The organism is Nonomuraea sp. NPDC049649 (genome assembly GCF_040675175.1).
Taxonomy (GTDB): domain Bacteria; phylum Actinomycetota; class Actinomycetes; order Streptosporangiales; family Streptosporangiaceae; genus Nonomuraea.
The window spans coordinates 17,472-41,598 of the sequence record NZ_JBFAOH010000023.1; the positions used below are offsets into that span (position 1 = coordinate 17,472).

Annotated in this window: 28 protein-coding genes; 20 read left to right on the forward strand and 8 right to left on the reverse strand. The window is 69.3% G+C overall.

Annotation, left to right across the window (positions count from 1 at the left end; translation table 11 throughout):
- The first annotated feature begins 2 nt into the window (after window positions 1-2).
- The 16 genes from rplR to truA all read left to right on the forward strand — a co-directional run bounded on the left by rplR (window position 3) and on the right by truA (window position 10,593).
- Window positions 3-386: a 50S ribosomal protein L18 gene (rplR, locus tag AB0J42_RS25430; RefSeq protein ID WP_364298533.1), complete on the forward strand. Its 384-nt coding sequence runs from the start codon at window positions 3-5 to the stop codon at window positions 384-386.
- Between the two features lie 40 nt (window positions 387-426).
- Window positions 427-1,056 (forward strand): 30S ribosomal protein S5, encoded by a 630-nt coding sequence (gene rpsE, locus AB0J42_RS25435; RefSeq protein ID WP_364298535.1) that lies wholly within the window; start codon window positions 427-429, stop codon window positions 1,054-1,056.
- A gap of 2 nt (window positions 1,057-1,058) precedes the next feature.
- Window positions 1,059-1,241 (forward strand): 50S ribosomal protein L30, encoded by a 183-nt coding sequence (rpmD, locus tag AB0J42_RS25440; RefSeq protein ID WP_080043226.1) that lies wholly within the window; start codon window positions 1,059-1,061, stop codon window positions 1,239-1,241.
- Window positions 1,242-1,243: 2 nt separating this feature from the next.
- Window positions 1,244-1,699, forward strand: a complete 456-nt coding sequence (rplO, locus tag AB0J42_RS25445; protein ID WP_364298537.1) for a 50S ribosomal protein L15 — start codon at window positions 1,244-1,246, stop codon at window positions 1,697-1,699.
- 167 nt (window positions 1,700-1,866) lie between these two features.
- A complete protein-coding gene (gene secY, locus AB0J42_RS25450; protein ID WP_364298539.1) occupies window positions 1,867-3,177 on the forward strand; it encodes a preprotein translocase subunit SecY in 1,311 nt (436 codons plus the stop codon).
- Window positions 3,177-3,827 (forward strand): adenylate kinase, encoded by a 651-nt coding sequence (locus tag AB0J42_RS25455; protein WP_364298541.1) that lies wholly within the window; start codon window positions 3,177-3,179, stop codon window positions 3,825-3,827. The genes secY and AB0J42_RS25455 overlap by 1 nt, the downstream gene beginning before the upstream one ends.
- A 110-nt stretch (window positions 3,828-3,937) precedes the next feature.
- On the forward strand, window positions 3,938-4,741 hold the full coding sequence (gene map / locus AB0J42_RS25460; protein WP_364298543.1) for a type I methionyl aminopeptidase: 804 nt from the start codon (window positions 3,938-3,940) through the stop codon (window positions 4,739-4,741).
- A gap of 21 nt (window positions 4,742-4,762) precedes the next feature.
- Window positions 4,763-5,188, forward strand: coding sequence for a DUF1707 domain-containing protein (locus tag AB0J42_RS25465; protein WP_364298545.1), 426 nt, complete (start codon window positions 4,763-4,765; stop codon window positions 5,186-5,188).
- Between the two features lie 527 nt (window positions 5,189-5,715).
- On the forward strand, window positions 5,716-5,937 hold the full coding sequence (infA, locus tag AB0J42_RS25470) for a translation initiation factor IF-1 (protein ID WP_012887858.1): 222 nt from the start codon (window positions 5,716-5,718) through the stop codon (window positions 5,935-5,937).
- Between the two features lie 23 nt (window positions 5,938-5,960).
- Window positions 5,961-6,074, forward strand: coding sequence for a 50S ribosomal protein L36 (gene rpmJ / locus AB0J42_RS25475; RefSeq protein ID WP_003956441.1), 114 nt, complete (start codon window positions 5,961-5,963; stop codon window positions 6,072-6,074).
- 221 nt (window positions 6,075-6,295) lie between these two features.
- Entirely contained in the window at window positions 6,296-6,676 is a 381-nt protein-coding gene (rpsM, locus tag AB0J42_RS25480) for a 30S ribosomal protein S13 (protein ID WP_364298547.1), read from the forward strand.
- A gap of 123 nt (window positions 6,677-6,799) precedes the next feature.
- Window positions 6,800-7,204 carry a 30S ribosomal protein S11 gene (gene rpsK, locus AB0J42_RS25485; RefSeq protein WP_020542285.1) on the forward strand — a complete coding sequence of 135 codons (405 nt, stop codon included), beginning with the start codon at window positions 6,800-6,802 and terminating at the stop codon, window positions 7,202-7,204.
- A gap of 23 nt (window positions 7,205-7,227) precedes the next feature.
- A complete protein-coding gene (rpsD, locus tag AB0J42_RS25490) occupies window positions 7,228-7,854 on the forward strand; it encodes a 30S ribosomal protein S4 (RefSeq protein WP_364298549.1) in 627 nt (208 codons plus the stop codon).
- Window positions 7,855-7,962: 108 nt separating this feature from the next.
- Window positions 7,963-8,979: a DNA-directed RNA polymerase subunit alpha gene (locus AB0J42_RS25495; RefSeq protein ID WP_364298551.1), complete on the forward strand. Its 1,017-nt coding sequence runs from the start codon at window positions 7,963-7,965 to the stop codon at window positions 8,977-8,979.
- A 161-nt stretch (window positions 8,980-9,140) separates the two neighbouring features.
- Window positions 9,141-9,659: a 50S ribosomal protein L17 gene (gene rplQ / locus AB0J42_RS25500; protein ID WP_364298553.1), complete on the forward strand. Its 519-nt coding sequence runs from the start codon at window positions 9,141-9,143 to the stop codon at window positions 9,657-9,659.
- A gap of 76 nt (window positions 9,660-9,735) precedes the next feature.
- Window positions 9,736-10,593, forward strand: a complete 858-nt coding sequence (gene truA, locus AB0J42_RS25505) for a tRNA pseudouridine(38-40) synthase TruA (RefSeq protein ID WP_364298555.1) — start codon at window positions 9,736-9,738, stop codon at window positions 10,591-10,593.
- A 152-nt stretch (window positions 10,594-10,745) separates the two neighbouring features.
- Here the strand turns inward: truA and AB0J42_RS25510 are convergent, their stop codons facing one another.
- From AB0J42_RS25510 to AB0J42_RS25520, 3 genes are all read right to left on the reverse strand, one after another.
- Entirely contained in the window at window positions 10,746-13,049 is a 2,304-nt protein-coding gene (locus AB0J42_RS25510) for a hypothetical protein (protein WP_364298557.1), read from the reverse strand.
- A gap of 101 nt (window positions 13,050-13,150) precedes the next feature.
- On the reverse strand, window positions 13,151-14,611 hold the full coding sequence (locus AB0J42_RS25515) for a hypothetical protein (RefSeq protein WP_364298559.1): 1,461 nt from the start codon (window positions 14,609-14,611) through the stop codon (window positions 13,151-13,153).
- 24 nt (window positions 14,612-14,635) lie between these two features.
- The gene (locus AB0J42_RS25520) at window positions 14,636-15,376 is read right to left on the reverse strand and encodes a CAP domain-containing protein (RefSeq protein WP_364298561.1); all 741 of its coding nucleotides are present in this window, start codon (window positions 15,374-15,376) and stop codon (window positions 14,636-14,638) included.
- Window positions 15,377-15,700: 324 nt separating this feature from the next.
- Between AB0J42_RS25520 and rplM the strand changes: the two genes are divergently transcribed.
- The 3 genes from rplM (at window position 15,701) to glmM (ending at window position 18,123) form a co-directional block, all read left to right on the forward strand.
- A complete protein-coding gene (rplM, locus tag AB0J42_RS25525) occupies window positions 15,701-16,144 on the forward strand; it encodes a 50S ribosomal protein L13 (protein WP_364298563.1) in 444 nt (147 codons plus the stop codon).
- Between the two features lie 100 nt (window positions 16,145-16,244).
- Window positions 16,245-16,769 (forward strand): 30S ribosomal protein S9, encoded by a 525-nt coding sequence (rpsI, locus tag AB0J42_RS25530; RefSeq protein ID WP_364298565.1) that lies wholly within the window; start codon window positions 16,245-16,247, stop codon window positions 16,767-16,769.
- 1 nt (window position 16,770) lies between these two features.
- Entirely contained in the window at window positions 16,771-18,123 is a 1,353-nt protein-coding gene (gene glmM, locus AB0J42_RS25535; protein WP_364298567.1) for a phosphoglucosamine mutase, read from the forward strand.
- A 37-nt stretch (window positions 18,124-18,160) separates the two neighbouring features.
- Here glmM and AB0J42_RS25540 read toward each other — a convergent pair whose 3' ends face one another.
- The 5 genes from AB0J42_RS25540 to coaA form a co-directional block, all read right to left on the reverse strand.
- A complete protein-coding gene (locus AB0J42_RS25540) occupies window positions 18,161-18,877 on the reverse strand; it encodes an ABC transporter permease subunit (protein WP_364298569.1) in 717 nt (238 codons plus the stop codon).
- A 1-nt stretch (window position 18,878) separates the two neighbouring features.
- Window positions 18,879-19,793, reverse strand: coding sequence for an ABC transporter ATP-binding protein (locus AB0J42_RS25545; RefSeq protein WP_364298571.1), 915 nt, complete (start codon window positions 19,791-19,793; stop codon window positions 18,879-18,881).
- Window positions 19,790-20,644, reverse strand: a complete 855-nt coding sequence (locus AB0J42_RS25550) for an ABC transporter permease (RefSeq protein ID WP_364298573.1) — start codon at window positions 20,642-20,644, stop codon at window positions 19,790-19,792. Before AB0J42_RS25550 ends, AB0J42_RS25545 begins: the two co-directional genes overlap by 4 nt.
- On the reverse strand, window positions 20,637-21,545 hold the full coding sequence (locus tag AB0J42_RS25555; RefSeq protein ID WP_364298575.1) for an ABC transporter ATP-binding protein: 909 nt from the start codon (window positions 21,543-21,545) through the stop codon (window positions 20,637-20,639). The genes AB0J42_RS25550 and AB0J42_RS25555 overlap by 8 nt, the downstream gene beginning before the upstream one ends.
- Before the next feature lie 105 nt (window positions 21,546-21,650).
- The gene (coaA, locus tag AB0J42_RS25560) at window positions 21,651-22,568 is read right to left on the reverse strand and encodes a type I pantothenate kinase (RefSeq protein ID WP_364298577.1); all 918 of its coding nucleotides are present in this window, start codon (window positions 22,566-22,568) and stop codon (window positions 21,651-21,653) included.
- 125 nt (window positions 22,569-22,693) lie between these two features.
- On the opposite strand from coaA, the gene AB0J42_RS25565 reads away from it, so the two are divergent.
- Entirely contained in the window at window positions 22,694-24,106 is a 1,413-nt protein-coding gene (locus AB0J42_RS25565) for an alkaline phosphatase PhoX (protein WP_364298579.1), read from the forward strand.
- The last annotated feature ends 21 nt before the right edge of the window (window positions 24,107-24,127 follow it).

Consider the following 24,127-nt stretch of genomic DNA (forward strand, 5'->3'; position numbering starts at 1 on the left):
GCATGGCTCCGAAGACTGCGTTCGGCAAGCACACGGCTGCCCGCACCGTCTCGCGGGCCCGCCGCCACCGCCGCGTCCGCAAGAAGGTCGTCGGTACGGCCCAGCGTCCGCGCCTGGTCGTCAACCGCTCGTCCCGTCACATGTTCGTCCAGATCGTGGACGACACGGTCGGGCACACGCTGGTGAGCGCGTCCACCATGGACCCCTCGCTGCGTGCGCTGGAGGCGGACAAGACCGAGAAGGCGAAGAAGGTCGGCGAGCTCCTCGCTCAGCGGGCCAAGGAAGCCGGGATCACCGCCGTGGTGTTCGACCGTGGTGGCAACCGGTACGCAGGTCGGATCGCGGCGCTGGCCGACAGCGCACGCGAGAGCGGGCTCGAGTTCTGATGCGGGCCCGGAAGATGGCAACTGAGAAGAGGAACCACTGATGGCTGCAGCTCCGCGTCGCGGTGGCGGCACCGGTGGCGAGCGGCGTGACCGTCGTGACGATCGCCGCGGTGGCGCCGCTGACAAGGGCGTCTCGTACATCGAGCGCGTAGTTAAGATCAACCGAGTGGCCAAGGTCGTGAAGGGTGGTCGTCGCTTCAGCTTCACCGCCCTGGTCGTCGTCGGCGACGGCAACGGCATGGTCGGCGTCGGCTATGGCAAGGCCAAGGAAGTCCCGGCCGCCATCGCCAAGGGCGTCGAGGAGGCCAAGAAGCACTTCTTCAAGGTGCCCCGCATCCAGGGCACGATCCCGCACACGGTGCAGGGCGAGGAGGCGGCCGGTGTCGTCTTCCTGCGTCCGGCGTCCCCGGGTACCGGTGTGATCGCCGGTGGCCCGGTCCGTGCGGTCCTGGAGTGCGCCGGCATCCACGACGTGCTGTCGAAGTCGCTCGGTTCCGACAACCCGATCAACATCGTGCACGCCACGGTGTCGGCGCTGAAGGCCCTGTCCCGGCCTGAGGAGATCGCCGCCCGCCGGGGCCTGCCGATCGAGGACGTGGCTCCGGCCCGGATGCTCAAGGCTCAGCGTGAGGGCTTCGCCGAGGCAGCGGCCGCCAAGGCGGTGAGCTAGTCATGGCACGCCTGAAGATCACTCAGGTTCGCTCGAAGATCGGTGGCAAGCAGAACCAGCGTGACTCGCTGCGCTCGCTTGGCCTGAAGCGAATCGGCGACGTCGTCGTCAAGGAGGACCGGCCCGAGATTCGCGGGATGGTCTCCGTGGTGACGCACCTCGTCGAGGTGGAAGAGGTCGACTAGTCATGACGGACAAGGCTCCACTCAAGATCCACGACCTGCGTCCTGCCCCCGGTGCCAACAAGCCGAAGACCCGTAAGGGCCGCGGCGAGGCGTCGAAGGGCAAGACCGCCGGTCGCGGCACCAAGGGCACGCACGCCCGCACCACGATCCACCCCGGCTTCGAGGGTGGCCAGGTGCCGCTGCAGAGGCGTCTGCCGAAGCTGAAGGGCTTCTCCAACGCGCTGTTCAAGACGACCTACCAGGTCGTCAACCTGGACAGGCTGGGTGAGCTGTTCCCCGAGGGTGGCGACGTCACCGTCGAGGCGCTGGTCGCCAAGGGTGCTGTCCGCAAGAACCAGCCGGTCAAGGTGCTGGGCACCGGTGAGATCTCGGTCGCGGTGAACGTGCAGGCTCACGCCTTCTCGAACACCGCGAAGGAGAAGATCGCCGCGGCCGGTGGCTCCGTTACCGAGCTGTAAGAGCATTTACGTCGCGTGGGGGTTCTGACAATGGGCCCCCACGCGCGTAGTGCGTTAGAGTTCGCGAGACGGCAGGATTCCGTTCTGCCGATTCGACCTGATACACAGATGGCAGAGCCCCGCACCATCGCATACTCACACCGCCTCACAGGCGCGCAGGAGGGACCGTGCTGACCGCGTTTACCCGGGCGTTCCGGACGCCGGACCTGCGCAAGAAGTTGCTCTTCACCCTGGGCATCATCGCGCTGTTCCGCCTCGGCTCGGTTCTTCCGACTCCGGGCGTTCACGTTCAGAACCTTGCGGCCTGCTTCGATCAGGCCCGTTCAGGCGCCAACGGACAAATCTATGGAATGGTGCAGCTGTTCAGCGGTGGCGCCCTGCTGAAACTTTCAGTGTTCGCGCTCGGCATCATGCCGTACATCACCGCGAGCATCATCCTGCAGCTGCTGGTCGTCGTCATCCCACGGCTGGAGGCCCTCAAGAAGGAGGGCCAGTCGGGTCAGGCCAAGATCACGCAGTACACGCGTTATCTGACCGTCGGCCTCGGTGTGCTCCAGTCGACCGCGTTCATCGCGCTCGCGCGCTCGGGGCAGCTGTTCCCGAACTGTCAGCAGAGCGTGCTGCTCAACCCTGACAACGTCTTCCAGATCGTGACCATGGTCGTCATCATGACCGCGGGCACGTCCGTGATCATGTGGCTGGGCGAGCTGATCACCGACCGCGGTGTCGGCAACGGCATGTCCATCCTGATCTTCACGTCCGTCATCGCCGTCTTCCCGTCGGAGATGGCCAACATCTTCCAGGCCAACAAGGTCACCTTCGCCGCCGTGCTGGTGATCGGCCTGTTCCTCGTCGCCGCCGTCGTCTTCGTCGAGCAGGCGCAGCGGCGTATTCCGGTCCAGTACGCCAAGCGGATGGTCGGGCGCCGCATGTACGGCGGTACGTCCACGTACATCCCGCTGAAGGTCAACCAGGCGGGCATCATCCCGCTGATCTTCGCCTCGTCGCTGCTCTATCTGCCGCAGCTGGTGGTCTCGCTGTTCGCCAACACCGAGAACCCCCACCAGATCGTGCAGTGGATCTCGCAGAACCTCGCCACGGGCGACACGCCGATCTATATGGCGGTGCTGTTCCTCCTGATCGTGTTCTTCACCTACTTCTACGTGTCCATCACTTTCAACCCCGCTGAAGTGGCCGACAACATGAAGAAGTACGGTGGGTTCATTCCGGGCATCCGTCCGGGCCGGCCGACGGCCGAGTACCTCAGTTTCGTGCTCAACCGTCTGACCACGCCCGGTGCGCTCTATCTGGGTCTCATCTCCATGGTCCCGATCTTCGCGCTTGCGGTGTCCGGAGCGAGCCAGAACTTCCCGTTCGGAGGGGCGAGCATCCTGATCATGGTTGGTGTCGGATTGGACACGGTCAAGCAAATCGAAAGCCAGCTGCAGCAGCGTAACTACGAAGGTTTCCTGCGGTAGTGAGGCTCGTTCTAGTTGGGCCCCCTGGAGCGGGCAAAGGGACTCAGGCCCAGTACATCGCATCAAACCTGTCTATCCCGAAGATTTCGACAGGTGACATCTTCCGTGCCAACGTCTCCGGGGGCACGGAGCTAGGCAAGCTCGCCAAGACCTACATGGACCGCGGCGACCTGGTGCCCGACGAGGTCACCATCGCCATGGTCCGTGACCGCCTCTCGGAGGACGACGCGCAGGACGGGTTCCTGCTCGACGGCTTCCCGCGCAACGTGCCGCAGGCCGAGATTCTCAAGAAGATGCTCGCCGACTGGGGCACGGGGCTCGACGTGGTGCTGGAGCTCGTGGTCGACGACGACGAGGTGGTCAGGCGGCTGGCGGGCCGGCGCACGTGCAGCCAGTGCGGGCGCATCTGGCATGTGGAGTTCGACGACAAGCAGGACGATCGGTGCGATGCCTGTGGCGGCACGCTCTTCCAGCGTGACGACGACAGGGAGGAGACCGTCAGGCACCGCCTGGAGGTCTACCAGGAGCAGACCGCACCGCTGATCTCCTACTACGCCGACGAGGGCATCCTGGTCGGCGTGGACGCGACCGGGCCGGTCGAGGAGGTCACCCAGCGGGCGATGGACGCGATCCGTCCATTCCTGGGGTAGTTCCTGGAGAACATTCGCGGAGGTGGCACGGAGATCCGTGCCACCTCGCGGTTATTGTGGGGGGAATTGGGCTCCGATGTTGCCCGTTGAAGCCCTTGGGGGTGCGGTACGTGTTCAAGAGAAACCGGCACGGAATCCAGATCAAGACGCCTGAGCAACTGGAGAAGATGCGTGCCGCGGGACTGGTGGTCGGGCGCACTCTGGACCTGCTGAGGCGGTCCGTCGAGCCGGGCATGACACCGCTCGACCTGGACGTCATCGCCGAGAAGGCGATCCGGGACCAGGGCGCCATCCCGTCGTTCAAGGGCTACATGGGCTTTCCGGCGTCGATCTGCGCCTCGGTGAACAACGAGGTGGTCCACGGGATCCCGACCGACGCGCGCAAGCTGCGCGAGGGCGACATCATCGCGATCGACTGCGGCGCCATCCTGGACAGCTGGCACGGCGACTCGGCCATCACGGTCCCGGTGGGCGAGGTGGAGCCGGAGCTGCTGGAGCTGATCCGGATCACCGAGGAGGCGATGTGGGCCGGCATCAGGGCGCTCACGCCCGGCCGCCGCCTCTCCGACATCGGCTACGAGATCGAGCGGTACGTCACGTCGCAGGGCAGGTTCGGCATCCCGTCCGAGTACGGCGGTCACGGCATCGGCACCGAGATGCACATGGATCCGTGGATCGCCAACAAGGGCAGGCCCGGCCGCGGTCCGGTCCTGGCCCCGGGCATGTGCCTGGCGATCGAGCCGATGGTGAACCTCGGTACGGAGCAGACGCGGGTGCTGGCCGACGACTGGACCGTGGTGACGCTCGACGGCAAGCCGTCCGCGCACTTCGAGCACAGCGTGGCGGTGACACATAATGGACCTTGGGTGCTTACCGCCCTCGATGGGGGCAAGGAGCGCCTTTCGCAGCCGTAGACGGGAACCCCGGGAGTGGGCATGGCGCAGAGCCCCGAGATGCGTGCATCCGACGTCGAACGTGACCGGGTGGCCGCCCTACTGCGGGAGCACACCGCCCAGGGCCGCCTCACCATGGACGAGTTCCACCAGCGGCTCGAGGAGGTCTACCAGAGCAAGACCTACGGTGAGCTGGCCAGGGTGACGGCGGATCTCCCCGAGGTCGACCTGCGCAACCCGCCGGCCAAGGTCGAGCCGCAGCCGGTGGCCAAGCAGGGCATGCACACGGGCCTGAAGGCGGCCTGGGGCGCGTGGGCGGCCGCCAGCTCCGTCAACTGGGTCATCTGGCTGATCGTCAGCATCACCTCGGGTTCGTTCATCTACCCGTGGCCGCTCTGGGTAATGGGGCCGTGGGGCGCGATCCTGCTGGTCAGCACGGTGTTCGGGAGCAACCAGGAGCGGAAGTGAGCGACCGCTCCGTGTACTAGTGCGCTCTGCGGGTCGGCCACCGCCGGTGCCTGGGGCAAGTACTACTCGGCGAACAAGAGGGCCTACATCTACGACAAGACCGGCAAGCACTTCTACCGGTGGAACGGCTCGTACAAGCACACGTGGAGCGAGCGGAACATCAGGAAGCTCTACACCTGCACCTGCTGGTGTGCGGCGGGTAAGTACTGCGGCCCGGTGCACCGCATCTACTGAGAGACCTCACGAGGCCCGCCGGCTCCCGGCGGGCCTTCGTCCATGCCGGGGCGGCACGCGCGGCGGGCGGAACGGGGCGGCCGAGAATTCCGGTAGACTGTGCTCTGGTTGTGTCGGGACACCCGGCACGCGTTTCGCGATTCGCGCCGTGGTGTCGTACACTCCTTAGTCGGCTCACTATGACTATCACGTGTCGGCGCCCCTTGTCGGTCGTCGCTCTCTCCGAAGCGTGAAGGTCGCGGCTGCTAGTGAACCGGAGCCTCAGACGATCGATCAGTGAAACGCGAGGAATTTTGGCCAAGAAGGACGGCGCCATCGAGATCGAGGGCACTGTGGTCGAGTCGCTCCCGAACGCCATGTTCAGGGTGCAGCTCGACAACGGCCATAAGGTCCTGGCCCACATCAGCGGGCGGATGCGGATGCACTACATCCGGATTCTGCCGGACGACAGGGTTGTCGTGGAACTGAGCCCCTATGACCTCAGTCGTGGGCGGATCGTCTACCGATACAAGTAAGACGTCTGAGGACACAAAGGACTATGAAGGTAAAGCCGAGCGTCAAGAAGATCTGCGACAAGTGCAAGGTGATTCGCCGGCACGGTCGCGTCATGGTGATCTGCGACAACCTGCGCCACAAGCAGCGCCAGGGCTAGTCGCCGCAAGGCTTCTCCGAGTCCGCCTCCCAGCAGGGTGCGGACTCGACGCATGAGAAGTCTTGCTCCGTAAGCGCGTGCCACACCCGGGAAGGCAGGCCCCACAACGGGCCTGAACCTCTCGGGAGACCCCTGGTCGGAGGCCAGGGCCCTCCACCCCGGGCATTGGGGAGGGGAAGTGGCGCGCAAGACCTCCGCCACAACGAAGGAGAATGCCCGCCATGGCTCGCCTGGTTGGCGTCGACCTCCCCCGCGACAAGCGGCTGGAGATCGCTCTCACCTACATCTACGGCATCGGCCGCACCCGCGCCCAGGAGATCCTCCAGGCGACCGGTGTGAGCCCCGACCTGCGTGTGCACCAGCTCACCGACCAAGAGCTCGTCCCGATGCGTGACTACATCGAGGCGAACTTCAAGATCGAGGGTGACCTGCGCCGCGAGGTCCAGGCCGACATCCGTCGCAAGATCGAGATTGGCTGCTACCAGGGCATCCGGCACCGCAAGGGCCTGCCCGTCCACGGCCAGCGCACGCAGACGAACGCGCGCACCCGCAAGGGCAAGAAGAAGACCGTGGCCGGCAAGAAGAAGCCCGGCAAGAAGTAGTCCACCGGAGCGCGAACGGTCGGGCCCGGGAGCGGCGGTCCACGCGACCGCCCTCAAGGGCCCAGTAAGCGCGACCATTCAGCACAGCCGCGGACCGAAGACCTCAGGAGTTGAAGGCAAGCAATGCCTCCTAAGAGCCGCCAGGGCGCGCCGAAGAAGGTGCGCCGCAAGGAAAAGAAGAACGTCGCTCACGGGCACGCCCACATCAAGAGCACGTTCAACAACACGATCGTCTCGATCACCGACCCCAACGGGAACGTGATCTCCTGGGCCAGCGCGGGCCACGTGGGCTTCAAGGGCTCTCGTAAGTCCACCCCGTTCGCCGCTCAGATGGCCGCCGAGAACGCCGCCCGCCGCGCCATGGAGCACGGCATGCGCAAGGTCGACGTGTTCGTCAAGGGTCCCGGCTCCGGTCGTGAGACCGCGATCCGCTCGCTCCAGGCCACCGGCCTCGAAGTGGGTTCGATCCAGGACGTCACCCCGGTTCCGCACAACGGTTGCCGGCCGCCCAAGCGCCGCCGCGTCTGACTTAGCCCAGGAGATACAGAGAAATGGCTCGTTACACGGGCGCGGACTGCAAGCTCTGCCGCCGGGAGAAGACCAAGCTCTTCCTCAAGGGCAGCAAGTGCGAGTCCGCCAAGTGCCCCATCGAGATCCGTCCTTACCCGCCGGGTGAGCACGGCCGCGGACGCCCCAAGGAGTCCGAGTACCAGCTCCAGCTCCGCGAGAAGCAGAAGACCCGCCGCATCTACGGCGTCCTCGAGAAGCAGTTCCGCAACTACTACGAGGAAGCCGCCAGCCGGAGCGGTAAGTCGGGCGAGATCCTGCTCCAGATCCTGGAGAGCCGCCTCGACAACGTCGTCTACCGCGCCGGTTTCGCGCAGTCGCGCGACGCGGCCCGCCAGCAGGTCCGTCACGGCCACGTCATGGTCAACGGCAAGAAGGTGGACATCCCGTCCTACCGGGTGCGCGAGCACGACATCATCGAGATTCGTGAGAACAAGCGCAACCTGATGCCGTACGAGGTGGCCCGCGCCACCGCCGGCGAGCGCACGGTCCCGGCCTGGCTGGGCGTCGTGCCGGACAGGCTCCGCATCCTGGTGCACCAGCTGCCCGTCCGGCAGCAGATCGACACCCAGGTGCAGGAGCAGCTCATCGTCGAGTTCTACTCGAAGTAGTCACTCGTCGTTCTGGTTCTCGTACGGATTACTCCGTACGAGAACTAGGCTGTTTATCGGAGTGGCGTCATATAGCGGGCGCCACACGAAAAAGGGGAGAACCCAGTCATGCTGATCGCTCAGCGTCCGACTCTTCTCGAAGAGTCCATCGACGAGACGCGCTCCCGGTTCGTCATCGAGCCGCTGGAGCCCGGCTTCGGCTACACCATCGGCAACTCGCTCCGCCGCACGCTGCTGTCGTCCATCCCGGGCGCGGCCGTGACGAGCATCCGGATCGAGGGCGTGCTCCACGAGTTCTCGACCGTTCCCGGGGTCAAGGAAGACGTCACCGACATCATCCTCAACCTCAAGGAACTCGTCGTGTCCTCCGAGCACGACGAGCCGGTCGTGATGTACCTGCGCAAGCAGGGCCCGGGTGAGGTCACCGCGGCCGACATCGCGCCGCCGGCGGGCGTCGAGGTGCACAACCCCGAGCTGCGCATCGCCACGCTCAACAGCAAGGCCAAGCTGGAGATGGAGCTGACGGTCGAGCGCGGCCGCGGCTACGTCTCCGCCGCGCAGAACAAGCAGCCGGGCCAGGAGATCGGCCGGATCCCGATCGACTCCATCTACTCCCCGGTTCTCAAGGTCACCTACAAGGTCGAGGCGACCCGAGTCGAGCAGCGCACCGACTTCGACCGCCTCATCCTCGACGTCGAGACCAAGCCGGCCATGAAGCCCCGCGACGCGGTGGCCTCCGCCGGTAAGACCCTCGTCGAGCTCTTCGGCCTGGCCCGCGAGCTCAACGTCGAGGCCGAGGGCATCGACATCGGCCCGTCGCCGACCGACGCCGCCCTGGCCGCCGACCTGGCGCTGCCGATCGAGGAGCTCAACCTCACCGTCCGCTCGTACAACTGCCTCAAGCGCGAGGGCATCCACACCGTGGGTGAGCTCGTCGCGCGGAGCGAGCAGGACCTGCTCGACATCCGGAACTTCGGTGCGAAGTCAATAGAGGAAGTCAAGCAGAAGCTGCACGAGATGTCGCTGTCGCTCAAAGACTCACCGCCCGGATTCGACCCGAGCGCGGTAGCGGGCGGCGGCTACGAAGAAGACGACAGCGCGTACGTCGAGACCGAGCAGTACTGACCGTGGGGGCCCCTGAGAGGGGGCCCTTCGCGGGAGCCACCAGCGGTTCCCGTTGAGGGCGCGTTTCACGCGGCCTTCGACCCGCGGCAGGCCCAGGTGGCCTGCCGCCCGACCCCGGTGCCTGGCACGGCCGGGGCGGTTACCTCATCAAGGAGAGAGCTATGCCCAAGCCCACCAAGGGCACCCGTCTTGGCGGCAGCCCGGCCCACGAGCGGCGGATGCTGGCGAACCTGGCCACGGACCTGTTCCGCCACGGCAAGATCCGCACCACGGTCACCAAGGCCAAGCGCGTCCGTCCGCTGGCGGAGCGCCTGATCACCAAGGCGAAGAAGGGCGACATCCACAACCGTCGCCAGGTGCTCACCGTCATCCGTGACAAGAGCGTCGTGCACCACCTCTTCACCGAGCTCGCGACGACGTTCGCCGAGCGTCCCGGCGGCTACACCCGGATCACCAAGATCGGTGCGCGGAAGGGCGACAACGCCCCGCTGGCCGTCATCGAGCTGGTGACCGAGCCGCTGAACAAGGTCACCACCCGCACCACCGCGCCGGCCGCCGCGCCCGCGGAGGAGAAGCCGGCCGAGGCGAAGACCGAGGACGCCGAGAGCACGCAGGCCGCCGAGGCCGTCGAGGGCGCGAACGACGCCGCCGAGCCTGAGGCGAAGAAGGACGAGGCCTGATCTTCGAGGCCGACGGGCCCGGACCTCTTGGGGGGTTCGGGCCCTTTTCTGTTCGCGTGTCCTCTGGGAGGTGACCGTGCTACGGCTGAGGCTGGATCTCGGGTACGACGGGAGCGGGTTCTCCGGGTGGGCCCGTCAGCCTGGGTTGCGCACCGTACAGGGCGAGATCGAGCAGGCGCTCGGCCGGATCCTGCGGCTGGACGCGCCGATGCTGACGGTCGCCGGGCGGACGGACGCGGGCGTGCATGCGCGCGGGCAGGTGGCGCATCTGGACGTGCCCGGCGAGGCGCTGAAGGAGCTCGACGGGAACCGGCCCGGGCCGCTGGGGACGGAGGAGCGGCTCGCTGTGCTCGTCCGGAGGCTCGGGGGTGTCCTAGCCCCAGATGTCCGTGTTTTTCGCGTCTCAGTGGCTCCTGAGGGCTTTGACGCCCGGTTCTCCGCGCTGTCCCGGCGGTACGCGTACCGGGTGAGCGACCGTCCGGGCGGGGGCGACCCGCTGCGGCGGCACGAGGTGCTCTGGCACAACCGGCCGCTCGACCTGGACGCGCTGAACGCCGCCGCCTCCCGGCTGATCGGCGAGCACGACTTCGCCGCGTTCTGCAAGAAACGCGAGGGTGCCACCACGATCAGGGAGCTGCAGCGGCTCGACTGGGCGCGCGAACCCGACGGGACGCTGGTCGCGACCGTGGTGGCCGACGCCTTCTGCCATTCGATGGTGCGGGCGCTCGTCGGCTCGCTGCTGGCCGTGGGTGACGGGCGGCGCCCGGTCGAGTGGCCGGGGCAGGTGCTCGTTTCGGGCGTACGAGACAGTGGGGTGCATGTGGCGCCCGCGCGCGGACTCTGCCTGGAAGAGGTGCGCTACCCGCCGGACGGCGAGCTGGCTGCGCGCGCCAGCATGACGAGGCGGGTGCGGACGCTGGCGGCGGACGGATAGCTGGCGGGGCGCGGAGTATGACCAGGCGGGTGGGGACGCTGGCGGTGGACGGGTAGCTCGCGGGGCGCGCGAGCATGACCAGGCGGGCGCGGACGGCTAGCTGGCGGCGCGCCGAGTATGACCAGGCGGGTGCGGACGCTGGCCGTGGACGGTTAGCTGTTGTTGACGCGGCGCTCCAGGACCTTGGCGGTCTCGTCGCGGAACTCGCCGCTCACCTTCACCAGGGCTTTCTCCTTGCCGTCCGGGGTGTGGCCGTCGGCGTGGGTGGCGTAGCTGAAGACGATGTAGCGGCCCCACACCAGGCCCGCCGCGTAGCCGCCGGCGATGTGGACCCGGTCGCCGCCCGAACCGTCAGGACCGGCGAGCCCGCGGAACCACAGGTTGCGGCCGAGGTCCTTGGCCTGGTCGACCTCCACGGCGGCGTCCTTGCTGGGCAGGACCGCGATGCCGGTGGTCACCGCGTAGCGGCGCTTGCCGTCGACGTACGTGGCGCGCAGCACGCGGCTGCACTTCTGCTCCTTCAGCGCCGCGGCGAACGGGCCCGACGCGGCGTCGGTGCAGTCGTCGGCCACCTGCGTCTTGACGCGGGTGAAGGTGGCGCCCGCAAGTTTGATCTTTTTGTCCGGGAACGCTTCCTTGAGCGAGAGCGTCTTCGGGTCGGTGATCTCCGAGTTCAGCATGGCGCTGCCTGCCGGTTGGGCCGGGGTGGCGGCGGCGGTGGTGGGCTGCGGGGCGGGGGGTGTGGTCCGCGCGCTCGCGGTGACGCCTGACGCGGCTGAGGTGTCGGCGGACCGTACGGCGAAGAAGCCGCCGGTGGCGACGCCGGCGAGTACCAGGACCCCGAGCGTGGCGAACAGGGCTCGCTTGCTCTTCTGGGGTTGGATCTCGATGGGGGCGAAGGGCTGCTGTCGGTACGGGCCGCCCTGGTCGCCGTTGGCCGGCGGCGGGAGTTCGCCCTGGTTGGCTCCTGCGGGGAGGGGCGCGGGGCCTTGCTGGGGCGGGGCGCCGGTGGCGTGCGGCAGGGCCGCGGGCTTCTGCGGCGGGTGGGTGTTGTCAGGTGCGCCGGGGTTGGTCTGCGGTGGCGGGACCCGGGGGATGGTGGTCGGGGGCGGGATCGGGACGCCCTGGATCACGCTGCCGGGCGGATGTTCGGCGGGCTGCTGCTCCTCACCGGAGTTTTCCGGGGTGGAGCGGCGTCCCCAGACCTCGGGGGCGAAGGGGAGGTCGAGCTGGTCCTGGTCTTCGCCCTGTGGGGTGGGGGGCCATACGGGCACGTCGCCCGGTTCCGTCCGGCGGCTCGGGCCGTCGTCGGGGGCGTTCTCGGGATGGGCGCCGATGACGGGTGGCGCGGCCTCGGGTGGGGGGCCGCTCTGGTCGGTGGGAGCCGCCTGGGTGCCTTGCTGGGCCGCGGGTGAGAGCTTCGGGTCGAACAGCGGTGCGGGTGGTCCCTTCCGGCCGGTCGACGGCAGCGGCCCGGGGCGCGGCATGTGGCCTGGGCGGGTGGGCGCCTCGTCCTGGTCGTAGGAGGGGCGGGTCGGCTCGACGCCGTACGGCGGTCTCGGGTCCTCCGCCGGGTAGAGCTCTACGGCGTCCTTCGCGTACGGGGAGTTGGGGGCGGGCGGCGCGTCCTGGTCGGCGGGGGTCGGTGCGCTGAGCGGGACGGGGTGCCTCGGCTCGGCTGCCCGTCCCTCGGATGCTTCCGGTGTCGCGGATGGCGGTTGCGGGACGGGGCGGGCGGGCCAGGTCCCTGACGGGTCGGTGTGCTGCGCGTCGTCGAGTAGGGCCGGGGTGTCGTCGTCCGGCTCCAGCTCACCGGTGGCGGCAGGCCACGGGGGCGGGGAGCCGGTGGCCGGAGTGGGCCACACCTGCATCCCCGCCGCCGCGGCGGTGAACGCGGGCGGCGGCTCCCAGCGGGGCTCATCCGTGGCTCTCTGCGAGGACGGGGCCGCGGGCTCGTCGTCGGCATGCCAGTCGTACGCCGCGCCTTCCGCGGCCTGCACTTCCCAGGGCTGCGCGCCGGGGAGGGAGTGGGCGGCGTTGTCTCGTACGTCTGAAGGCGTGCCGGGGTAGGGCTGCGGGGCGCTGTCTCGTACTTCTGAAGACGCGTGGGGGTGGGGTTGCGCGGTGGTGTCCCGTACGCCGGGGTGGGGTTGTGGGGTGCTGTCCCGTGGGTCGGGGGACGCGCCGGTGGTGTCTCGTACGGGGGGAGGGTCGTTGTCGGCGGGCTCTTGGACGGAGAGCCAGGTGTCGGCGGGGGCGGCGCCGGTGGGTTGCCAGGCGTCTTCGCGGGGTTCGCCGTCGACCGTGAGCCAGGCTTGGGCCGCGGGGTCGTCGGGGAACGCCGATGGGCCCCCTGGGTCGCTGGGTGGTCGGCGGCCGAAGCTCGGCGGGGGCGTCGGAGGTGCGCCGCCCGCGTCCCTGCTCTCGTGCTCTGACCCGGGTCCCTGGCCACGCATAAGGCGAGCGTAGCGAGAGTCCCTAGATCGTTCCCTCCGTATGGCCGTTCCCGGCCGGATTGATCGTCACTTTTGCGATATTTTCTCGTACGAAGTGACGATCAGGCCGCCCGGCTGCCCGTCAGGCTGCGGGCGTCGAGAGCCTTGAAGACCGTCGACTTGGTGATGTCGTCGGCCGCCTGGAAGAGGCGCTTGGACACCTTCTTGTCGGGTTCGGACCCGTCCTTGAGCTGGAACCAGACCATGACGGCGTAGTGGCCGTGCGTCCACACCTTGGCGCCGCCGCTGCCCGAGCCGAGGAACTTGGTCACCTCGTCCTTGCCGGCGAGCGGCTTGACGTAGTTGGTCTTGTCGGCGGCCTTGGCGACTCTGGTGGCGTTCTTGGTCGTGCTGAGGTTGGCGACGCCGACCGTGCCGATGACCTCGCCCTTCTTGTCGCGGAAGCTGGCCCGCATCATCTGGGTGCACTTGCCGGACTTGAGGGCCTTGCCGAGCTTGTCGCCGTGGACGCCGTCGGCGCACTTCTTGTCCTTGCTGGTCACCGTCATCTGGTACGCGCGACCCGAGACGGTGATCTTCTTGGACCTGAAGAGCTCCTTGACGGTGAGCGGGTCGGGGTCGGTGCTGCGGCTGCCAGCGTAGCCGAACTTGCCGGGAGGGGCCGACGGCAGGGGGGCGGAGGTGCGGAGCTCCGCGCTGGAGACGGTCTCGGGGCTCTTGGTGTTGAACATGACCGCCAGGCCGCCGCCGAGCAGCACCAGCACGCCGAGGCCGGCGAGTGAGGCCCAGAGTGGCCCGCGGGAGCGGGGGCCCTCGTCGTAGGGGCTCCAGGTCTGCCGGGGGGTTTTGGCCTTCTCGTCCTTCTCGGGCTTCTCCTCGGACTTTCCGGGCTTGTCCGGCTTGGCCGCCTTGGACCTGCCGCGCCTGCCGCGTCCGCCGTCCTTCGGCTCCTGAGCGGCGTCGTCCGCGGGCGGCGGTGTGTCGCCGGCGGGGGGTTGCGTGAATGCCTCGGTGGGCGGCTGCGGAGCGCCGGGCGGCGGCTTCCTGCTGCCCGGCGTGAAGGCGTCGGACGGGCGGGAGGCGAAGGGGTCGGAACCGCCGGGCGGGCCGGAGGCGGCTCCCATCGGGCCGGTGGGCGGCCCGGAGGAGAGCGGATCGCGGGAGCCCGTCGGGCTGGACCCGAAGGGATCGGGGGAGCCCGTCGGGCCGGAGGCGAAGGGGTCGGGGGAGCCCAGCGGGCCGGTGGGCGGCCCGGACGCGAAGGGGTCGGGTGAACCTGCCGGGCCGGAGGTGAAGGGATCGGCGCCGAGCGGGCCGGTGGGCGGGCCGGAGGCGAAGGGGTCGGAGGAGCCCGGCCGGCCGCCGCGCGGGCTGAACGCGTCGCCCTGCTGACGGGGCGTGAAAGCGCTGCCGGCCTGGGGGAATGACCCGGTCGGCGGCTGCCCGTCGGTGTTCTGCTGCGCCGGCGTGAAGAAGCCGGAGCCGGTCGGGGGCTGGCGGTCTCGACGAGAACGACGCGGAGTACCGTCTGCGCCGGTTTGTGGTTCCTCGGGAAAACCCATGCGGAGACATTACCGTGAAGGTGGTCACGAACGTCCGAAGTCCTGCGTCCACCAAGGCCCGCCGGGGCCTGACACGACGCCGACGCCGACGGCGTTGAAGTCGCAGTTGAGCATGTTGCGCCGGTGGTCGCGGTTGGCGAGCCAGCTCTGGACGGCCTCCTTGGCGGAGGAGTAGCCGCGGCCGATGTTCTCGGCGGTGCCGTTGACGTACCCGGCCCGTTCCATGCGGTCCCAGGGCGACGCCCCGTCGGGTGATTCGTGGGTGAACTGCCCGGATTTCGCCATTTCCATGGAGTGGACGCGGGCGGCCCGGGTGAGCCTGGCGTCTATCTTGAGCGGGCGGCAGCCTTTCTTGGCCCGGGCGGCGTTGGTGAGGCGGACGACGTCGGCGGCGACGTCCGGCATGCTCTTGATCGACTGGTCGTGGCCGAGCACGTGGACCGGGTCGGGGTCGGTGAAGCCGGCGATCTCGCCGCCGGGGCTCCTGCTGGGCCGGGCGGTCACGCTGCCGCGCGGCGTGGCGGCGGCGACCTGCCGGGGGATGCGCTCGGCCTGCGGCTGGGCCTTCTCCGGCGTGGGCTCGGGGGAGGGCTCGGCGGTGGTGGTCGGCGTCGTCTCGTTGAGGAAGATGTGGTCGTCGGGCATCGACTCGCCGGACATGCGGCCGAGCAGCACGCCGGTGAACAGAGCCGCCGCGAGCAAGCCCACGACACCCAGGTGGCTCCGGCGCCGCTGGGTGTGCCGGTTGTGAGAGCTCTGCCGCATACCGTCACCAACGATAGAGATGCGGGGTCCTGGTAAAGAAGGGATTACCGGGAACCGAAATGGATTCGTTCTGTGATCAGGTAGAATCACGTCAGGTTACCGGTGTCTTTTGACTGCCCTCTCGGGGGCGGGTAGCCTCTCGTTCGTTGTGTGCATAGGTCCGCGTGACCGATGCGCGGCGCGTCCGGCGTCATCTCCCATGTCAAGGCCCATCGGGCCGGGAGACGGAAGGTCCGGGCCGTCGCGTGCCCGCACCGACCGACCCCATTGCGCCGCCGTTCCCGGCGGCGCGCCGAAGACGCGAGCATAAAGAAGGCTACGACCGTGCGCACGTACTCACCGAAGCCCGCCGACGTCCAGCGTCAGTGGTACGTCATCGACGCGACCGATGTCGTCCTGGGCAGGCTGGCCAGCCACGTCGCGACCCTGCTCCGCGGCAAGCACAAGCCGATCTTCGCCAACCATGTCGACACCGGTGACTTCGTCATCGTGGTCAACGCCGACAAGGTCGCGCTGAGCGGCAACAAGCTCGAGCAGAAGAAGGCGTACCGCCACTCGGGTTACCCGGGCGGCCTGCGTTCCGTCACCTACGGCGAGCTCATGGAGAAGCGCCCGGACAAGGCCGTCGAGAAGGCCGTCAAGGGCATGCTGCCGAAGAACTCGCTGGGCCGGAAGATGATCAGGAAGCTGAAGGTCTACGCGGGTCCCGACCACCCGCACCAGGCCCAGCAGCCCGTGCCTTTCGAGATCACTCAGATCGCCCAGTAGTCACCTGCGGGGTTTCCCCGCACGAACCGAGTTGATTTTTACGGGGGAAACCCCACGCCGTTGCCCCTGATGGGGCGAGCGAAAGATTCAGAGGAGAACCGTGGCTGAGCCCACCGGTGTCGAGACGGCCGTCGAGGCCGAGCAGGACGACTTCTCCGTCAGCGAGGAGTTCCCGTCCGAGTACACCACCGAATCCGCCGCCAGCGCTGACGCGCCTGTGCGCAAGCCCGTCACCACGGGCAACTCGTACGGCACCGGCCGCCGGAAGCAGGCGATCGCCCGCGTGCGCATCGTTCCCGGCACCGGCAAGTGGACGATCAACGGTCGTTCGCTTGACGCCTACTTCCCGAACAAGGTCCACCAGCAGATCGTCAGCGAGCCCTTCGCGGTGCTCGGCGCCGAGGACGCGTTCGACGTCATCGCCCGCATCGACGGTGGCGGCGTCACCGGCCAGGCCGGCGCTCTGCGCATGGGCCTGGCCCGTGCGCTGGCGCTCCTGGACGTCGAGGTCAACCGCCCGCCGCTGAAGAAGGCCGGCTTCCTCACCCGTGACGCCCGCGCCACGGAGCGGAAGAAGTACGGCCTCAAGAAGGCCCGTAAGGCTCCGCAGTACAGCAAGCGCTAAATTGGCGCGGCTGTTCGGCACCGACGGGGTGCGTGGGGTCGCCGGGCGCGACCTCACTGCCGAGCTCGCCATGGACCTCTCGGTCGCGGCGGCTCATGTCCTCGGCGATGCAGGCGTGTTCGCCACCGGCTCCAGCCGCAGGAGACCGGTGGCGGTCGTAGGCCGGGACCCGCGTGCCTCGGGGGAGTTCCTCGAGGCCGCCGTGGTCGCCGGCCTCGCGTCGTCCGGAGTGGACGTGCTGCGCCTCGGCGTGCTGCCCACCCCGGCCGTCGCCTACCTGACGGCAGCGCTCGGCGCCGATCTCGGCGTCATGCTGTCGGCTTCCCACAACCCGGCGCCCGACAACGGGATCAAGTTCCTGACCAGGGGCGGCTTCAAGCTGTCCGATGCGGCCGAAGACGAGATCGAGCGGCGGCTCGGCGAGTCGTGGAGCTTCCCCGTCGGCTCGTCCGTCGGGCGGGTGCGTGACGCGTACGGCGAGGCCGACCGTTACATCAGCCACGTGCTCGGCACGGTCGGCGGGCAGCTCGACGGGCTCGACGTGGTGGTCGACTGCGCGCACGGCGCCGCCCACATGGTGGCGCCCGAGGCCCTGCTGCGGGCCGGCGCGCGGGTCGAGGCCATCGGCGCCCGGCCCGACGGCCTCAACATCAACGACGGCCACGGCTCGACCCACCTCGACAAGCTGCGGCAGGTCGTGGTCTCGCGCGGCGCCGATCTCGGCATCGCGTACGACGGCGACGCCGACCGCTGCCTGGCCGTCGACCACACCGGCGCGGTCGTCGACGGCGACCAGATCATGGCCATCCTGGCCATGGACATGCACGAGCGGGGCTCGCTGGCCAAGGACACCGTGGTCGCGACCGTCATGTCCAACCTGGGCTTCAAGCTGGCCATGCGCGAGGCGGGCATCACCGTGATCGAGACCTCGGTGGGCGACCGCTACGTGCTGGAGCGGATGAAGGCCGAAGGCTACAACCTGGGCGGCGAGCAGTCGGGCCACGTCATCATGCTCGACCACGCCACCACGGGCGACGGTCTGCTCACCTCGCTCCACCTGCTGTCGGTGATGGCCAGGTCCGGCAAGTCGCTGCGCGAGCTGGCGTCGGTGATGACGGCGCTGCCGCAGATCCTGATCAACGTCAAGGACGTCGACCGGGACAAGGCCTCCGCGCCCGAGCTCAAGACGGCCGTGACCGAGGCCGAGGCGGAGCTGGGCGACACCGGCCGGGTGCTGCTGCGGCCCAGCGGGACCGAGCCGATGATCCGCGTCATGGTGGAGGCCTCCTCGGAGGAGCACGCCACCAAGGTCGCGGAACACCTCGCGGACGTCGTCCGCACCGTCTGCGCCTGACCGGCTCCGGGTACGGGATCCGTACCCGGAGCCGCTGTCATTCGTCGCCCGTCAGGGAGAAGACGCGCAGGCGGCGGCCTGCCCAGAAGACGGCGGCGGCGGTGACGACGAGGAGGGCCGGGACGGCGAAGCCGAGGGCGACCTCCGCCTCGAAGAACGGGGAGACGGTGATCTGGTCGGCGACGGTCTGGCCCCACTGCTGGATGGAGAAGCGCTTGGCGCCCGGTACGAGGCTGCCGACCAGCGACTCCCAGACGAGGGCGTAGATGACGCCGATCGTGACCGCGTGGCGGGTGACGACGCCGAGCAGCAGGAAGACGGCGGCGTAGGCGATGCCCGCGACGAGTGTGCCGGCGGCGAAGCCGGCGGCGATGCCGTCTTCGGTGCCCACGAGGATCCAGGCGGCGATGTAGGTCGGCACGGCCGCGAAGACGGCCACCAGCGAGGCGGCCACGGCGAACTTGGTCTGAGCGATGACGGGCCGGGAGATCGGCTTGGAGACCAGGTGGATGATGGTGCCGTCGTCGATCTCGGGCGCGATCACGCCGGTGCCGGCGATGAGGCCGAGCAGCGGCAGGAGCGTGCTGATGGCGAAGTTCTGCATCAGCAGCACGGCGGTGCGCTGGTCGCCGCCGCCGAAGAAGCTGAACATGAGGGCCAGGGCGATCAGCGCGAGGGGCAGCAGGAGCAGCAGCACGACCCTGCGCCTGCCCAGCAGCGCCCGGTAGGTGATGCCTGCCACGACGGTGTTCATGTCAGCTGCTCCTGTTGATCAGGTAGGAGAAGACGCTTTCCAGGTCCTCGTCGGCGGGGGACACCTCGTGCAGGCGCACGCCCTGGTCGCGGGCCACCTGGGGGAGCAGCCGGGCGAACCGGCGGAACTCGGTGGCCTGCACCTCCAGGCCGTCGCGGCCGAGGGTGACGCCGCCCGCGGACTCGTCGCCGATGAGGGCCGCGGCGAGCTTGCGGTCGTCGCTGGAGCGGATCCGGAACAGGTGGGGCCGGTCGGTCATGAGCCGGCGGATGTCGCGGAAGTCTCCGGAGGCGGCGTGACGGCCCGCCACCAGCACCTCGATGTGCTGGGCGACCCGTTCGACCTCCTCCAGGATGTGGGAGCTGAACAGGATCGTCTTGCCCGTGGCGCCCATCGACCGGATGAGGTCCATCAGGTGGAGCCGCTGGCGCGGGTCCATGCCGTTGAAGGGCTCGTCGAGCAGGAGCACGGCGGGGTCGTGGACGAGCGCGGCGGCGACCTTGACCCGCTGCTTCATGCCCTTGGAGTACGTCTCGACCCGGCGGTCCTTGGGCTCCTCCATCTCGACCGTGGCGAGGGCCTTGCGGGCCGCCTCCTCCGGGTTGGGCAGGCCGTGGAGCCGGGCCGCCGACAGCACGAACTGCCAGCCGGTCAGGAAGCCGTAGACGCCCTCGCGCTCGGGCACCAGGCCGATGTCGCGATAGACGTGGTGGTTCTTCCACACGGTGGTGCCGTCGAGGGTGACGGTGCCGCTGGAGGGGGCCAGGAACCCGGCCATCAGGTGGAGGAGCGTCGACTTGCCGGCGCCGTTGGGCCCGAGCAGGCCGGTGACGCCCGGCCCGATCGTCATGGTGACGTCGTTGACCGCGACGACGTTGCCGTACCAGCGGGAGACCTGGGAGAGCTCGATCCTCACTGCGAGGCCGCCTTCCGGTAGCGCGCGGACAGGACAGCCACGGCGGCGGCGATGAGGCCCAGCACGATCAGGGTCGGCACCGGGCCGCCGGGGTAGGCGTCGGGGGCGTGGGCCGGGGTGCCGAACAGGGCTGCCTGCACGGCGTCGACCAGCCAGAACGGGCTGATCAGGAGGCCCCAGGCGGAGGCCGAGTGGTAGCCGGACTCCGACAGCGCGCCCCAGACCATCGGCGCCGCGCCGGTGGCCAGCAGGTAGACGGTGATCACCGAGGCGACGCCGAGCCCGCGCCGGGGCGTCAGCGCGGCCAGGGCCAGCCCGACGGTGGACAGTAGCAGGGCCAGCACCGCGGCCATGGCCAGCGCGCCGAAGAACTCGCCGGTGGGCGGCGGGCCGGGCATGTCGATGAGGAGCTCGCCGAGGAACATCACCGTCAGCGGGACCGCCACCAGCATGAACAGCGCCAGGGTCATCGCCGCGACCTTGGCTCCCACGTACTCGGTGATGGTGACCGGGCGGGAGAGGTAGAGCGGCAGGACGCGGTGGCGCAGGTCGGGGGCGACCGCGGTGGGCGCCTGGGAGGCCAGGAAGATGGCCACCACGGCCTGCATGAGGACGGCGTAGCCGCTGTAGTCGCCGGCGCGCTGCTGGAGCGTCGCCATCGTGGCGATCGACACCACGACCGGGAACATCATGATGGCGGCCAGCGAGAACGGCATGATCTTGGAGCGGGCGGGACGGCCCAGCCCGAAGATGCCGCGCAGGGTGTGGACGCCCAGCGCCAGCGTGGTGTGGGAGCGGCCGAGCCGGGGGCCGTCGTAGTTGCGGTAGCCGATGTCGTAGATCTCAGACACGGGCGGCCTCCTCCCTGAAGACGTCCTCGATGCGGCCGCGGCGCTGCTCCAGGCGGATGAGGCAGAGGCCGAGGTCGGCGGTGGCGTCGCGGACGGCGTCGTAGGTCTCGGGGCCGCTCACCTTGACCAGGAGCGTGCGGCCGTGCGGGGTGACGGTCTGGCCGAGCTCGGCCAGCCGCCCGGCCAGCGCGTCGGCGCCCTCGTCGACCTCGACCGCGACGGTCTCGGTCGCCTGGGTGAACTCGGTGATCGCGGACGAGCGCAGCAGCCGGCCGCCGTCGATGACGATGACGTGGTCGCAGATCCGCTCCAGCTCGCCGAGCAGGTGGGAGGTCACGAGCACGCTGATGCCGAACTCGGCGCCGATGCGCCGGACCAGGGTCAGCATCTCGTCGCGGCCGCGCGGGTCGAGCCCGTTGGTCGGCTCGTCGAGGAAGATCAGCTTGGGGTCGTGGACGAGCGCCTGGGCGAGCTTGACCCGCTGCTTCATGCCCGTGGAGTAGCCCCCGATCGGGCGGTAGCGCTCTTCGGCGAGGCCCACGTGGCGCAGCACGTCGGCGGCGCGCTCGCGGGCGGCGGTGCGCGGCAGCCCGGACATGCGCGCCAGGTGGACGACGAACTCGGTGGCGGAGACGTCGGGGGGCAGGCATTCGTGCTCCGGCATGTAGCCGACGAGCCTGCGGATCTCCGGGCCCTGGGTGAAGGCGTCGAGGCCGAGCACGGCGGCGCGGCCCTCGGTGGCGGGCAGCAGACCGAGGAGGATCTTGATCAGTGTCGACTTGCCCGCGCCGTTCGCCCCGACGAGGCCGGTGACGCCGGGTCCGACGGTGACCGTGAGCCGGTCGAGCGCCGTGACGGTGGGGAAGCGTTTGGTCAGCCCCTCGATGGCGAGGATGTGCATGCCCCGGACCCTACCGGCCGGGTTGCCCCGAATCGTCGTACCAGGGGATGAATGGGGGTCATCCCTGAGTCCGGTTCGGGGGCCCGGCCGGGGTGGGGTCGGGGGTCAGGTCCTGCGCAGCACGAGGCGTTGTACGGAGTGGTCGCGGCCCTTGTGCATGACCAGGTCGGCACGGCCGCGGGTGGGGGCGATGTTCTCGACGAGGTTGCGCTCGTTGATGTCGCGCCAGACGTTGACGGCGAACTCCGTCGCCTCGTCGTAGGGCATGTCGGCGATGTACTTGAAGTAGGACTTGGGGTCTTCGAAGGCGGTGCGGCGGAGCTTGTGGAAGCGGTCGACGTACCAGGTGCGGATGTGCTCCACCTTGGCGTCGACGTAGATGGAGAAGTCGAAGTAGTCGTTGACTGCGAGGGAGGTGGGCGGGGCGGGCTGGAGGACGTTGAGGCCTTCGAGGATGAGGATGTCCGGACTTTTCACGACCTGGTGGGCGCCGGGGACGATGTCGTACTCCAGGTGGCTGTAGACCGGGGCGCGGACCTCGGCCGTACCCGCCTTGACCTCCGCCACGAACCGCACCAGCGCCCGGCGGTCGTAGCTCTCGGGGAAGCCCTTGCGGTGCATGATGCCCTTCGACTCCAGCACCGCGTTCGGGTAGAGGAAGCTGTCGGTCGTCACCAGCTCGACGTGCGGGTGCTCGGGCCATCTGGCCAGCAGCGTGTGGAGCAGCCGGGCCGTGGTCGACTTGCCGACCGCGACGCTGCCGGCGATGCCCAGGATGTACGGCACGGGCCGCTCCGCCCGCCCGAGGAACTCGCTCAGCACGCTGCTGCGCTGCTTGGATCCGGTGAAATGGAGGTTGAGGAGCCGCGTCAGCGGCAGGTAGATGTCGGTGACTTCGGTCAGATCGATGGGGTCGTCCACGCCGCGGAGCTCTTCCAGCTCGTCCGCGGTGAGAGTCAAGGGCGTGTTCTCGCGGAGCGCGCTCCACTGCTCCCTGCTCAGTTCAACGTAGCCGTTGTTCACCTTGGCAGAGTAACGACGTGGTGCGCGTCACCCATCGGCCGGGGTATCCACAGGCTGTGGATGAAATCGGGGGATTACCGATAATCAGTTCGGGGAATGAGTCCTCGTTCGCCGTCGGAGGGCGTATGGACCGTCGCAGCTTCCTCGCCGGAGCGGCCCTGCTGGCGGCCGGGCCGTTCGCCGGGGTGGCCTGCGCGGGCGCGAACGGCGGCGTCCGGCCGGTCCAGGGCGACGGGCCGCGCCGAGGCTACGGCAGGTTGCGGCCGGTGCGCGACCTGGCCGACGGCGAGGTCCGCTTACACCTGCCCGAAGGCTTCCGCTACCGCTCGTTCGGCGCGGCAGGCGAGCGGCTGCCCGGCGGCGGCGTCGTACCGGGCAGCCACGACGGCATGGCCGCCTTCCCCGGCCCGGACGGCACCGCGATCCTCGTACGCAACCACGAAATCGAAGGTCCGGTCGGCGCGTTCGGCGACCCGGCCCGCGCCTACGACAGGATGGCGGGCGGCGGCACCGTCACCCTGCGCGTCACCCGTGAAGGCGAGGTGCTCGCCATCAGCCCCTCACTCACCGGCACCGTGCGGAACTGCTCGGGCGGCCCCATGCCGTGGGGTGCCTGGATCAGCTGCGAGGAGACCGTCGACGGCCCCGACGTGACCGGCGCCGGCAACGCCCGGCTGACCAGGAAGCACGGCTACGTCTTCGAGGTGCCGCTGAAGGGCGTCGCGAGCGCCCGCCCGATCCGGGCCGCGGGACGGTTCTCGCACGAGGCGGCCGCCTACGACCCCGCCACCGGCACGCTCTACCTCACCGAGGACAACTACCACCACCCCTCCGGTTTTTACCGGTACGTGCCGCCCCGGGACCCGGCGCGGGCCGGGCGGCTCCTCGACGGCGGCAAGCTGCAGATGCTCGCGATCGACGGCGAGCCGAACGCCGACCTGTCCACAGGCCGCCCCGTCGGCACCGCCTCCGCCGTCACCTGGGTGGACATCGACGACCCCGACCCGTCACTCCCCGCCGGAACCTCCCGCGCCGAAGCCGGGCGGGCCGTCGGCGACCAGGGCAGAGCCGCGGGCGCCGCCGGTTTCGCCCGGCTCGAAGGCGCCGTCCACCACCAGGGCACCGTCTACTTCGTCTCCACCCAGGGCGGCGACCCCGACCCGGACCACGACCCGCCCGAGGGATTCGGCGACGGGCGCGGCCAGGTCTGGGCGTACGAGACGCGCAGCGGCGCCCTCAGGCTCGTCTACCAGTCGCCCCGCGCCGCCGCGCTCGACCTGCCCGACAACGTCACCGTCAGCGGCCGGGGCACGCTCGTGCTCTGCGAGGACGGCGACGGCGACAACCACCTGCGCGGGCTCACCCGGAACGGCGAGATCTTCGACTTCTGCCGCCTCGAACCCGTCCCGGGCGACCCGGGCGCCGAGTTCGCCGGCACCACGTTCGGGCCCGGCGGTCACACCTTGTACGTGAACGTCCAGGCCGAACAGGGCCGCACCATCGCCATCTGGGGACCTTGGCAGCGGGGTGCGTTCTGATCGGCGCTTCCCTGAGTAGCC